This window comes from Mesorhizobium sp. A623, from assembly GCF_054489405.1.
Genome location: NZ_JBTMXB010000065.1, coordinates 1 through 11,993, shown reverse-complemented (window position 1 = coordinate 11,993; position 11,993 = coordinate 1). Strand labels below are relative to the sequence as shown.

General features: G+C 55.5%; 12 protein-coding genes. 7 read left to right on the top strand and 5 right to left on the bottom strand.

From position 1 onward, the window contains the following. A partial coding sequence (locus ACX3P1_RS27010) for a hypothetical protein (RefSeq protein ID WP_459082728.1) occupies window positions 1–291 on the bottom strand: 291 nt, incomplete at its 3' end. Between the two features lie 9 nt (window positions 292–300). Continuing rightward, window positions 301–642 (bottom strand): hypothetical protein, encoded by a 342-nt coding sequence (locus ACX3P1_RS27005; RefSeq protein ID WP_459082726.1) that lies wholly within the window; start codon window positions 640–642, stop codon window positions 301–303. A gap of 227 nt (window positions 643–869) precedes the next feature. On the opposite strand from ACX3P1_RS27005, the gene ACX3P1_RS27000 reads away from it, so the two are divergent. The 3 genes from ACX3P1_RS27000 (at window position 870) to ACX3P1_RS26990 (ending at window position 4,918) form a co-directional block, all read left to right on the top strand. Then, window positions 870–1,118: a helix-turn-helix transcriptional regulator gene (locus tag ACX3P1_RS27000; RefSeq protein WP_459082724.1), complete on the top strand. Its 249-nt coding sequence runs from the start codon at window positions 870–872 to the stop codon at window positions 1,116–1,118. A 1,049-nt stretch (window positions 1,119–2,167) separates the two neighbouring features. Beyond that, window positions 2,168–3,583, top strand: a complete 1,416-nt coding sequence (locus ACX3P1_RS26995; RefSeq protein WP_459082722.1) for a tyrosine-type recombinase/integrase — start codon at window positions 2,168–2,170, stop codon at window positions 3,581–3,583. A 63-nt stretch (window positions 3,584–3,646) separates the two neighbouring features. Further along, window positions 3,647–4,918: an integrase arm-type DNA-binding domain-containing protein gene (locus tag ACX3P1_RS26990; RefSeq protein WP_459082720.1), complete on the top strand. Its 1,272-nt coding sequence runs from the start codon at window positions 3,647–3,649 to the stop codon at window positions 4,916–4,918. Window positions 4,919–5,337: 419 nt separating this feature from the next. Here the strand turns inward: ACX3P1_RS26990 and ACX3P1_RS26985 are convergent, their stop codons facing one another. Continuing rightward, window positions 5,338–6,270, bottom strand: a complete 933-nt coding sequence (locus ACX3P1_RS26985) for a succinylglutamate desuccinylase/aspartoacylase family protein (protein ID WP_459082718.1) — start codon at window positions 6,268–6,270, stop codon at window positions 5,338–5,340. Window positions 6,271–6,377: 107 nt separating this feature from the next. Next, on the bottom strand, window positions 6,378–7,301 hold the full coding sequence (locus ACX3P1_RS26980) for a LysR substrate-binding domain-containing protein (protein WP_459082716.1): 924 nt from the start codon (window positions 7,299–7,301) through the stop codon (window positions 6,378–6,380). A 121-nt stretch (window positions 7,302–7,422) separates the two neighbouring features. Here ACX3P1_RS26980 and ACX3P1_RS26975 point away from each other — a divergent pair, with 121 nt between their 5' ends. Genes ACX3P1_RS26975 through ehuD form a run of 4 tightly spaced genes read left to right on the top strand, consistent with a single transcriptional unit; the run spans window position 7,423 to window position 10,953 of the window. Beyond that, complete coding sequence (locus ACX3P1_RS26975) at window positions 7,423–8,694, top strand: cysteine desulfurase-like protein (protein WP_459082714.1); 1,272 nt, start codon at window positions 7,423–7,425, stop codon at window positions 8,692–8,694. Window positions 8,695–8,719: 25 nt separating this feature from the next. Then, window positions 8,720–9,601, top strand: a complete 882-nt coding sequence (gene ehuB, locus ACX3P1_RS26970; protein ID WP_459082712.1) for an ectoine/hydroxyectoine ABC transporter substrate-binding protein EhuB — start codon at window positions 8,720–8,722, stop codon at window positions 9,599–9,601. Window positions 9,602–9,634: 33 nt separating this feature from the next. Then, window positions 9,635–10,288 (top strand): ectoine/hydroxyectoine ABC transporter permease subunit EhuC, encoded by a 654-nt coding sequence (gene ehuC, locus ACX3P1_RS26965; RefSeq protein WP_459082710.1) that lies wholly within the window; start codon window positions 9,635–9,637, stop codon window positions 10,286–10,288. After that, window positions 10,288–10,953, top strand: a complete 666-nt coding sequence (gene ehuD, locus ACX3P1_RS26960) for an ectoine/hydroxyectoine ABC transporter permease subunit EhuD (RefSeq protein ID WP_459082708.1) — start codon at window positions 10,288–10,290, stop codon at window positions 10,951–10,953. Before ehuC ends, ehuD begins: the two co-directional genes overlap by 1 nt. Window positions 10,954–11,224: 271 nt before the next feature. Here the strand turns inward: ehuD and ACX3P1_RS26955 are convergent. Then, on the bottom strand, window positions 11,225–11,993 hold a 769-nt coding region (locus tag ACX3P1_RS26955; RefSeq protein ID WP_459082706.1), incomplete at its 5' end, for an OB-fold nucleic acid binding domain-containing protein.

Genomic DNA, 11,993 nt, shown 5'->3' with positions numbered 1-11,993 from the left:
AAAAGCAGGCCGCATGACGCCACAAATCAATCTCCGGATTCTCCAATAGGCTGGAGGAAACACGGGTCTCAGGTCAAGACAGTTGATAAGCGGAGCGAGTTCTTCACGCCCGCGGTTTTTCATGCGCCGCGTAAGGCGGCTGGCATATTCACGGATGTCGCTGCGAAGCTCGTCGTCGAAGAATGCCATTCCGCGAAGCAATTCTTCTTCGCTGGGCAGATGCAGGCCAATCTTGGCGGCTTTCATCCGCCGCTCGAAGTGGCGCTCGATATCCGGATTCTTCTCCGTCATGTCCGACACTCACGGCCTGAAGTCGGACAGTTCGCCGGGGCGCCCCAGCTTATGCCAGCGAGATAGCGTTCGTGCCCAACGCATGTCCTTGGATAGCAGCCAAAGATCCGATGTGGTGATCAGGCGGCCTTGGCCGGGAAGTTCCGGGTGGCCCGTCGAAAGACCCATCAAGCAGGGCACCGTCCGCCGCCCAAGGACCCAGCGGTCAAGGATTGGGAAATTGCCATCAGCGACATCTTCGGGTGCAATCCCGCGATGGATGCGTCCCATGTCTGCCGCCAATGACTTGACGCGTTCCATCTCGAACGCAAACATCGGATCGGTTTTTTTGTTCTGGGTGAACAGCAGCATCTGCAAGGCTCCAGTATCGGTCAGCAGGATCAGAAACGAATCCTGTGGTCATGAAATTGATGCGACAGGCATATGGCGTCGCTCCGTTGGCGTCTAGACGCCTATACTGTTTTTATGGTGCGCGAAAATCACGCGGTCCGAGGGCCGTTGTCGGGTGAAGTCAACAATTAGGCCGCTCTTGGAAGTGGCGGCTGGAATTCGAGACCGCTGCCGGATAAAAGCACTGGATGGATGCAACTTATGAATTCCTGCGCGCGGCACGCGCATTGCTTGGCATGACCAATGTCGATCTGGCCAAGAAGGCAGGCGTCAGCAAACGATCACTTGTTCGCATCGAGGCCGGGGAAACGGTGCGACCCGAAATACGGAAACGCGTTCAGGCAGTGTTTGAGCAAAATGGAATCGAGTTTCTTGCCGAGACGAGTGAAACCGGAGCCGGAATCCGATCTGGAAAGGTGCCACGCGAGGCAAAGTGAAATTGGAAAGCACCTATCTGGAAGCCCAAGCCGAAGAAAACGGCTCTTGCTCCAAGCTCGCCTTTCGCAAAAACGTGGAGATGCCGTTATGGGGTCCGTACCCTAACGAGGGTAAATGCGAATCGCAGATTTTTGGTGGCCACTCGAAAAAATATGGCTTTTCCGTGGCATGTCACTGTTCCCAATGACTGCATCATTGCTTCAAGTCGACTCTTAATACACGCGGAATCGCGGGGATATCAGATGGTTATCTAAAACGGCACAGCGAGGCGTTTGCCAATTTAGGTTCGCTATTTTTTGGAAACCAATTCGCTAATTTTTGAATCCAATTCGCTAAAATTTTGGGACGACAGAAGTGGCGGATTTACTGGTGGGCCCGGAGGGACTCGAACCCCCAACCAAGCGGTTATGAGCCGGCAGATCAGTGGTGCAACGCCATTGGCTCGAATTTCTTCATAAGCAGGCTTAACGCGATATAACGGAGTCTAGGCCAACCTAAATGACTGATTTTAGCCGCAAATTCAATGTCCAGCACTGACATTCAGTCCAAGGTAGCGCGGCATAAGACGACATTGCGCGGCAGAACTGTGCTGCCAAAACGGTGCACAAAACGGTCCCTTTCAACTCGCAGGTCTGACCGACCATAGCCCCCGCCCCCTATATGGGCACATGCCCGGCTGGACAGGTTCGACGAGGCCAACGGGTCTCCCGTAGTAGATGATATCCAATAATTGCCAGCGCGACTTATGATCGGCAGCGCCTTGAGTGGCGATGGATCAGCATATTGCGGTTGCCATTCAGATGCATCAGCCGCCGAAAATCGATAGCCAGCGCCTCTCCTCAAGGGACCCCAAGGTTCACCACTTGAGATCCGAATCGCCACAACTGGCTCGGGGACGTGCCTCCAATTCCGACAGAGCGCATGATTTTCAGATCGAACAACACGACATAGAACGACTTTCTGCCACGCAATGTAATTTATACAGACTTAAGATATTGATTTCATTGTATTTTGTTATTGTCAACGAAATTTGGATGCGGTAAGTACGATGGAGATCGTCGAGCAAAACAGAACGCTTGAGGGCAACCCAATGAAAAACGAAATCGCAAACCCTAAGGCACCGGCAAAGGGGTTAAACCCTAAATTCATTGAAGGCCTGAAGCCCAACCCCGATGGTCGCATGTACGAGGTCGCTGATACGGGCGAAACTTCCGGCCTTCGTATTCGGGTCGCACCAAGGTCCAAGATCTTCTATGTGTCCGCGCGATGGAGGAAAGGGGCCACAAGCGCCACCTCGCGCATGATCGGTAAGTTTGCAGAGTCGGAAGACAAGATACCGGGACCGGGTTACGCCACCCTCGCCCAAGCCCGAGACAAAGTCCGCGAGTGGGAAGCCGTTCGAAAATCAGGCATCGATCCCCGAGAAAGGGAGCGCGAACAGCGCGAGATCGAAGAGCGGACGGCGCAAGCCGCAGCGGCGGAGGAGAAACGGGATTTTAAAGCATTGGCAGAGGCGTATGTGGCCAGTTCACCGTTCAGGAAAAATCGGCAGAGCAAGAGGGTAGAACGATCAATTCGATACGACCTGCTCACCTCGACTCGTAACCCCTGGATGAACAAGAACGTTTCAGAAATCGACGACCAGGACGTCGCGGCAGTTATCGCCAACATCCGCGATCGCGGAGCACCGACTCAGGCGTGGCACATACTCAGCTATGCCAAATTAATCTTCAGTTATGGAATGATGCCTGAGAACCGGAAGCTATACGCGCTGAAAGCTCATCCGATCGCTCATCTCAAACTGAAAGATTTAAGCCTCACCAAAAACGTTCGCAAAGTTGTTCCGGATGACGACGAGACCGTCGCCCTTTGGCGTGCCGCTGACGCTCTGGGCTATCCGTACGGTTCATTGTTCCGGCTGTTAATAGCTACAGGGCAGCGAAAATCGGACATCGGCGAGTCGAGTTGGCCAGAGCTCGATTTAGCCGAAAAGCTCTTAACGATCCCGGCCGAACGGTTCAAATCGGAGCTTCAGCACTTGGTGCCGCTGTCAGATATCTCCACCGAGATCTTTTCTGCGCTCCCGCGCTTCAAGGAGGAAGGATCGGGTCTCTTCCTGTTTTCGACATCAAATGGAGTGAAGGCAGTCAATGGATATTCTAAGGCAAAAAGGCGACTGGACGAATACACGCTGATTGAGTTGAGAAAAATCAAGGCAGCTCGCGGTGAAAATCCAGCGAGAGTTTCGCTCAGGAAATTCACCCTCCACGACAAGCGACGCATCGTCCGTTCAAATTTATCCAAGCTCAAGGTGCCCGAACACATCGCTGAGTTAGTTATCGGCCATGGTAAAAAGGGCCTAGCACGAATTTATGATCAGTACCAATACCTGGATGAAATGCGCGAGGCACTGCAAGCATGGGCGGACAGGCTTCGCATGCTCCTCAACACGACACCGGGCTGAAATCTTGCGGCAATTCACAAGCCTACATCATGAATGCATCAGACCCATCGTTTGAGGTTCCTCATGCCTATACTGTATCTTACAGACCGCTCCGTATTCGCCATCCCTGTGAAATCCCGCCCAATCGTCTACTTCGACGCAACGCTGAAGGGTTTCGGTATTCGCGTAGACGCTACTGGCCGCAAAACTTGGATTGTTATGTGTCCAGCCACCACGGGCCCGCGAAGGTGGCGTTTACTTGGCTCGGCAACGGAATTATCGGCGCATGCTGCCCGCAAAGCGGCCCGGAAGATCCTCCATGATGCGCAATTTGCGGAGCGCCCGGGAAACGACGGCCAAGTGTTGCCCTCCATAAGCCAATTTTCGAATACGTTTCTTGACCATGTCAGAACGACGCTCCGGCCGAGCACTGTCCGCGAACTCGGAGATTTATTTGACCGCGTCATCAATCCCCTTGTCGGCTCTATTCCGATCAACTGCATGACCCGGGAAAAGGTAGTCTGGCTTCATGATGTCGTCGCATGCACAGGAAAGGATGGTATCCGACGGGAGATCACCGCAAAACGCGTGCTCATTGCCCTTTCGCGGATGTACCTCTTTGCCGGAAGAGCAGGGTCGCTCCGAAATAACTTCGATCCCACACGTGGAGTTCGAAGATTCGCTCCAGAATCGCGATCACACGGTTTCTCATCTAACGAACTCGCGCGTATTGGCGCTGCGCTCGACGAGGATATAATCCCTGGAGTTTTGAGGGACGAGCATGCCGAAAAATCAGGATCGAGACAGTTCCCAGAGTGGCGGGACGTCTATCAGCAAACGTCCCTAGACCCTTTCGCGGTTGGAATGATCAAACTGATGTTGATTATCGGCGCAAGATCGACGGAGGCTTTAGAACTCATCAGACTCGATGAAGTCGATTTCGAGTACGGCCATGTAACAATACCCAGCTCAGGTCGGGCGACCAAACGCACAATTTACCTATGTTCGCCTGCGGCGGCAATCTTGTCGAAACTCGTCCGTGAAAATCACCCTAGTAACCCGAACCTCGATTTGCGCAAGGCATACCGCAAGCTAGTGCGGACTTGGCGTATTGTAGTGCGTCGCGCCGGTATACCGGATGCGCAAATGCGAACCGCGCGCCCGACCTTTCGTTTGTTCGGTGCCGATTCCGGGGTGCCGTACGATACGGTATGCAGGTTGCTGGGAAACCAGGTAGTAGAGTCAGTCGAATCGCGGGCCGTTGGAGTGGACCATAAGGGGCTTGCGGAGGCCGCGGAGAGAATCGGGGTTCGAATTGCTGTGGCATTGCGAGGGGGTTCGCCCTCTTCACCTTGATGCTCGACTGGACGTGCAGACCTTACCTCCAGATCCCTCACTGGGTTCGTCGAGTTATACAATGCGTGTTCCCCGACCTCCCCGGTAACGGGATTCAGACACGGGCGATGCGCCGAAATAGGTGGATGGCTCACTGTCATCTTTTGGGGCTGCGCTTCCAGAACTTGGCATATGTTCAATTGCAGGATTGGGGCCGTAAGCTGCCTGTCCACTTCCGACTTCCAAAAGGCGGTTGCAGCTTTCGTAACGCCGTCGGCTTTGATGGCGAGGTGGACGGCGGGATCGTTCAATAGGTCTACGGGTGTCGGTTCGCGTTCGCGACCCGGTGGCCGGATTTCATCGCCCGTGATGTCAACAATTCCGTTTCCCTTCACCAACTCGGGGAAGTCGTGAGTGCCGTGGCTGCTTAGCGTTATAGATTATGACGCGACGCCGAACACGTTCAGGTCCGCAGTTGCGTTTGAGTGCGTCCATCGCCAGAGAACCCTTCCATCGGCGGGCGAACGCACATCATTCAGCCTCCGTCCGCCGAAATCATCTATGGTGCCGATGACCTGTCCGCTGGCGACTTCATCTCCCGGGTGAACCATTGGGCGGAACCATCCGTCCGCACCCGCGGGAACCCAATGATATTCGTCAGCAACGAAGGCTCTTCGCGATGCAGGCGGAGCTTCGTCGATCATATCAAGAAGTTTTGCCACACGAAGAACGCCGTTCACATGGAATGAAACGCTGTTTTCGTCGACGACCCCATGCGCGCCGGCTTCCGAGAATGCAGCGTGCTGCTTCTGCCTGGCTCTCCCCGAACAACTCCTGCCGGGTTCGACCAGATTGGACGGAGGCAAAGTCACGATAATTTCGGGATCGAAAGCCTGCGCCAGGGCAAGGTTGAAATCGTCGAACGACCTGTCGCCAATGGTCGGAGCTACGGTGAACTGTGCGACTTCTTCACACATGTCGCCTCCGTGCAGATCGATCAGGCAAGCAGCATCACGGGCCCACTCGTTTAGAAGCGCGTCGCACAGCGCTTCACTAAAGGTACCATCGGGCCGGCCGGGAAAGGTGAAGTTGATGTTCTTGTCGTCGATCGGGCAAATATATTCCGAGCGCTCGGGCCATGCGGGGGGATTGGCCAGTGGCATGATGGAAACGGTTCCCCGGAAGTCGTTTTCGCGAAAGAAGCTTCTCAACCTGAAAGCGGCTTCGATGCACGACACCTCGTTAACGTGAACGCCGCTCATCACGCACAGCCGGGGACCAGGTGCGGACCCTTTAATTTCCTGCGCCTGCCAGGACCAGCCGGCCAGCACGGATGAAGAGAAATTCAGTTGGACGTTCTTGAGATCGTTCATATTGCCGCCTTTGTAGAATTCCGTGCAGGCAGTCATCGTAACGACCGCTTTCGCCGCTTGTAAAATATCCAGACGTGCGACTGGCATTCAGGACCGATATGTTTGGCTCACTGTTCCAGGCGCTCGCCGATCCTCGCATTGGCAGCACGAAGTTCCGCGGCCATCGTGTCGATCATCTCCTTCTTGAGGGGATGCGTGTACGCCCCCATCGCCGAGACCAGAGCGACGCTGTAGGGGACAGGCACCGAAAAGGCCCGCAAACTCACCTTTTCCGGGTCGCAATTCAATGCGCTCAGCGGGTTGATGATCGATATCCCGATCCCGGCTTGAACGAGAGCGCAAACGCTCAATGAAGTCGTTGTCTCTGCGATCAGCTTTCTCGGGATCTGCAGTTCCTCGAATATGCGATCGATGAACGGCCGGTGGACGTCGTCAGCGGAAAAATAGATGAAATCCGCATCGGTGAAGTCATGCGGGTGAAGAAGTTCTCGATTCTCCAGTTGATGGCCTCTCGGAAGAAGACACAGGAGATTGCCCAGGTCGATTGTAATGGAGTCCGGAAGTGTGTGGGAACCGTCGGCCTCGACAATTCCGATATCGAAGTTGCGAGCGGCTATTTCAGCAAGAATGTCTTGCTGATCCATCACGTGGACCACGAACCTTACGGTCGGATGGCGGAGCCTGAATGCGGCTAGTGCCGAGGGAATAAGCGTGTTCGTGAAGGACGGTATCGAAGCGATCCTGACGGAACTCATTGCGCTGTCGCGGATGGCCGCGGCGGAACGCCTGACTGCCTCCAGGCCCATAAACGCTTTTCTGACCTCGGAGAACAGGGCATTTGCTTCGTTGGTCGGACGAAGGTGCCTTCCCTTGCGCTCGAACAGCGAGAAGCCGACGATCTTCTCCATATTTCTTATCTCCCTGCTGATCGTCGGCTGGGAGGTTCTCATCACCACTGCCGCAGTCGTCAGGTTCGGGGTGCTCATGACGGTTTGAAACACCTCTATATGCCGGATCGATAAGGGGATCATTCCAGGCTCCTTCGAGAGGCAAGCAACCTATATCGTGTATGAATAAATTGGCGATAGCATGATATTGGACTGAATACGAACGACATCTGTAACCTGCCGTAAACAGCAGGATGAATTTGAAATGCAGTTCGATGTGGAGCGTGTGCGCCGGAAGTTCCCGGCTCTCTCGTTGACCGAGAATGGGGTCCAAAGGGTTTATTTCGACAATCCGGGCGGAACCCAGGTTCCGGAGGAAGTGATCAGCCGCATAACGCGATGCCTGATTGAAACCAACGCCAACCTTGGCGGGCAATTCCAGACGACGGAGATGATGGGGCAGCTTTTCACCGAGGCTCGGGCCGCCATGGCAGATTTTCTCGGTGCCGCCTCGGCTGACGAGATCATTTTCGGTCAGAACATGACATCGCTGACGTTCCACATGTCGCGCTGCATCGGGAAATCCTTGGCCGCAGGCGACGAAATCGTGTTGACCGAGATGGACCATGAAGGGAACATCTCACCTTGGCTCCAGATGGCCGAGGATCGCGGATGCAGCGTCAAGTGGCTTCCTTTCGACCCTGATAGCTACGAATTCGACTTAGATCGACTGGAAGACGTCCTTTCACCGAAAACCAGGGTGGTTGCGCTCAATTTTGCCAGCAATCTGCTCGGCACGGTCAATGACATCCGCTCCATGACCGAGATCGTGAGGAAGAAGGCCCCGTCCGCGATCGTCTATGTCGACGCCGTTCAGTTCGCCGCCCACGCGCTGACGGATGTTCAGGCGCTCGGCTGCGACATGCTTGTCTGTTCACCGTACAAATTTTTCGGGCCGCATACGGGAGTTCTGTGGGGCCGCAGGGAGGTCCTGGAGCGCCTGCAAACCTACAAGGCCCGGCCCTCGGCGGACGTGATCCCTTATCGGTTCGAGACGGGCACTCTCGGTCATGAAAGCGCGGCAGGCGTACTAGGAACGGTGGAGTACTTCGAATGGGTCGGCCGTGAGTTTGGATATGGGCCTGCGCCAGCCACGCGCCGTGAAGCGATCGAGCGGGCGTGGGGTATAATGGCAGAGCATGAACGGCTGCTTCTCGATCGGCTTCTGACGGGCCTGAAGGAGATCGGAAAGTTCAAGATCCACGGGATCACCAATCCCAACGAACTGCATAAGCGCGCGCCGGTGGTTGCGATCACTTGCCCACCCATCTCCCCTTCCGTCATCGCCAGAAGTTTTTCCGACGAAGGGATAAACCTCTGGAGCGGCAACAGTTATGCCATCGAGGCCTGCCGCAGGCTTGGATTGCTGGAAACGGGTGGTGCCGTGAGAATTGGCCTTGCCCACTACAATACGATTGGCGAAATTGACCGTCTTCTGCATCACGCAGAACGGCTTCCCGGATTACTGATGAACTAAAAGCAACAACAAAGGGAGCACAGCTATGAATGTGAAGTTCACGACCCAACCCGCATTTAACATATCCCGCAGGTCAGTTCTGGCGGGTATCGCGGCCACATCGACGATATTGCTGACAGGAGGGCCCGCGAGCGCGCAAGAGAGCACGCTCGAGAAGGCCAAGGCCTCGGGCAAGCTCCGTGTCGGCATCGCCAACGAAAAGCCCTACGGCTACATCGATACGGATGGCAGCATGAAGGGAGCCGTACCGGATCTTATCCGAGCGATCATCGAGCCGCTTGGGATCAAGGATCTCGAGGCGCAGGTGGCTGACTTCAACGCCCTGATCCCGGGACTGAATGCCGGAAGGTTCGATATCATCGGTGCAGGGATGTACGTAACGCCCCCGCGTTGCGAGGCCATAGCCTTCACCAACCCATTTACACAGACGGGAGGAGGTTTGCTCGCCCGCAAGGGCGAAAGCCTGAAGATTGCGAGCCTCGAGGACCTTGCAGGTCAAAGCGCAATCAAGGTCGGCACGCAAAGCGGCACCTCACAGATTCAGGAGTTGTCGAAGGCGGGCGTGCCCAAAGACCGGGTTGTTCTCTTTGCCCGCGTTGACGAGGCCGTGGCGGGGCTACAGGCCAATAGATGCGACGTCATCTATTTCCCCTCCCTGCAGGTCAACGAACTCATGAACATGTACAAGGATCAAGGGGTAGAGCAGGTGGAAGGCTTTACGACGCCTTTGAACTACCAGGCCTTCGGAGTAAGGAAGGCCGATACGGATCTGGTCGCTGCCCTCAATGCCGGGATCGCTACCGCCATAAACGATGGAACTCTGCTGAAGATCGTCCAGGGGTACGGCTATGGCGAGCGCGAAATTCCTGAAAGCAGCAAGACATCGGAGTCGATCTGCGCTGGTTGATCATAGCGAAATGAATGTGGAGCCGGTAAGCGGTTGAGTATCTCCGAGCTCCTTCCTCAACTGTTGGCGGGCGCTGCTGTCACTGCACAGATTTCGGCGCTTGCCGCGGTTATGGCATTCCTGCTGTCCTTCGTGATCGCCTTCGGAAATCTTTCCTCATGGCGTATCCTTCGGTGGCTCGCGACCTTGTATGTCGAAGTCTTCCGCGGGACATCGGCTCTGGTCCAGCTTTTCTATTTTTTCTATATCCTTCCCCTGTTCGGCATAACGATACCGCCGATGACCACCGGTGTCGTTTGTCTTGGACTGAACCTGGCAGCATACGGTTCGGAGGTCGTCCGGGGAGCGATCGAAGCGATTCCACATGGGCAGCGGGAAGCGGGTGAGGCTCTCGGCATGCGGCCATGGAAGACCATGTGGCTGATCGTTCTCCCCCAGGCCATGTCGATCATATGGCCTTCATTCGGAAATCTGCTGGTTGAACTGGTGAAGACCTCGTCTTTGGTCTCGCTTATCGCGTTGACGGATCTCACCTTCGCAGGGGTCAATCTGGTAATTACCACTGGCCGAATCTTCGAGGTCTGGGGAAGCGTGCTCGTTCTCTATTTCGCGATGTGCTTCCCGCTCTCTCTACTGGCATCCTGGTTTGAAAGAAGAGCTTCCCGTTTTCGAGCAGTGAGAGCGTGATGGTCTTCGATTTCGATTTTTTCGTGTCGGTTCTGCCCGCCCTGATGGGCGGACTCTTGATTACTCTGAAGGCAACAGCAGGCGGTTATCTGGTCGCTGTCGTTGTCGGGCTACTTCTTGCCATTGCAGCAAGATCCAGATTCCGGCTCATCAGATGGCTCTGCAAGGCTTATGTGGCCGTCATGCGATGCACGCCGATGCTCGTTCAGCTCTATGTCGCCTACTATATCCTGCCCCGGATCGGAATTCATTTCGATGCCCTCGCCACTGGCATCGTCGCGCTTGGGCTTTATACAGGAGCCTATATGTCGGAAGTGTTCCGTGCCGGAATAGAGGCCGTCGACGCGGGTCAGTGGGAAGCCTCGAAAGCGCTCGGGCTAAAAACGACAATCATTTGGTTCAAGGTCATCTTACCACAAGTGATCCCGATAATTTTCCTCCCCATGGGCAACTATCTTATCGGGATGTTCAAGGAGACCCCGTTGCTGGCGGCTATAACCGTGCTTGACCTCTTCGGCACAGCCAATGACATCGCAGGACAAACCTATAAGTATACAGAGTTATATACCGCAGTTGCGATAATTTTGCTGGTAATCAGCGTCGCTACATCGATCTCTTTGCGAATTTATAGAAAATCTGCCTTTAAGTGGGCGAGAACCAACTAAGCAACTGACGTCCGCGCGCCCTCGAGTCGATCGCCGACGATTTTGAACGCCTTGCGCGGCTCCAGTCCCCACGCGTCGAACCACCGCTTCAGGAAGTCCTCGATGTCATGGGCTATGGCGGAAATATTCTTTGTCTCGGTGCACAATGACCGCAGCGTAACTCACGCATCTCATGCCGCGTAAAATGCGCACAAAACTAAAAGGCACAGCGGCAGCTATCAGCTACACCGCCACAGACGAAGTGTGGTTAAAACCTGCGTAGTTCCGCCTACTATCGAAAATCCCGCGTCTTCACCGTGATTTGGTCGATACGACCGTTGGGATTGTCGCTGTTCCGCAACTTCGGCACGCTCCGTGGATCGAGGCCAAGATTGCCATGGTGGAATTCATCGCCGCGGCCATGCGGCAACGGGAACGCGGCATCCCGATCTCCAACGCTGGCGAGATCGGCCGATAGGTCAGTCAACCGATGGGCGACGAGATGCACGACATCCCCTTCACGTTGGATGCGTCCGTAGACGCCGATCATGCCAGCCGACAGCACAATGCGCCGATGTTTCTCGAAGAGCTTTTCCCAGACCACAAGATTGGCGATCCCGGTTTCGTCCTCGATCGTGATGAACATGACACCCTTTGCCGAACCCGGTCTCTGGCGAACGAGCACAATGCCCGCGGCTTCCAGCCAACGGCCGTCGCGCGTGGCCGTCGCCTCTGCGCAGGAAACGATGCGTCTCCGACGAAGATCCTCCCGGAGAAAGCTGACGGGATGATCACGTAACGTCAGCCCGACATGGCCGTAGTCCTCGACCACCTCGCCGCCGGCCGTTATCGGCCGTAGCGTGACGACAGATTCGTGGATTTCTGGAACGGTCTCTGTCTCCCGGATCGATGCGGCGGCAAACAGGGGCAACGGCTCGTCCCGCAACGCCTTGATCGCCCACAATGCTTCTCGACGCGCGAGTACTAGGGACGGACGGAAGGCATCGGCCTCGGCAAGCTCCACCAGGGAAGCGGCCGGAACGCCGGCGCGTCGCCAGAGA

Excerpts from the sequence above, each read along its gene's own strand:
- ACX3P1_RS26980 (WP_459082716.1), bottom strand. The coding sequence starts at position 7,301 with ATGATCCCCTTATCGATCCGGCATATAGAGGTGTTTCAAACCGTCATG.
- ACX3P1_RS27005 (WP_459082726.1), bottom strand. The coding sequence starts at position 642 with ATGCTGCTGTTCACCCAGAACAAAAAAACCGATCCGATGTTTGCGTTC.
- ACX3P1_RS26985 (WP_459082718.1), bottom strand. The coding sequence starts at position 6,270 with ATGAACGATCTCAAGAACGTCCAACTGAATTTCTCTTCATCCGTGCTG.
- ACX3P1_RS26990 (WP_459082720.1), top strand. The coding sequence starts at position 3,647 with ATGCCTATACTGTATCTTACAGACCGCTCCGTATTCGCCATCCCTGTG.
- ehuB (WP_459082712.1), top strand. The coding sequence starts at position 8,720 with ATGAATGTGAAGTTCACGACCCAACCCGCATTTAACATATCCCGCAGG.
- ACX3P1_RS27000 (WP_459082724.1), top strand. The coding sequence starts at position 870 with ATGGATGCAACTTATGAATTCCTGCGCGCGGCACGCGCATTGCTTGGC.
- ACX3P1_RS26995 (WP_459082722.1), top strand. The coding sequence starts at position 2,168 with ATGGAGATCGTCGAGCAAAACAGAACGCTTGAGGGCAACCCAATGAAA.
- ehuD (WP_459082708.1), top strand. The coding sequence starts at position 10,288 with ATGGTCTTCGATTTCGATTTTTTCGTGTCGGTTCTGCCCGCCCTGATG.
- ACX3P1_RS26975 (WP_459082714.1), top strand. The coding sequence starts at position 7,423 with ATGCAGTTCGATGTGGAGCGTGTGCGCCGGAAGTTCCCGGCTCTCTCG.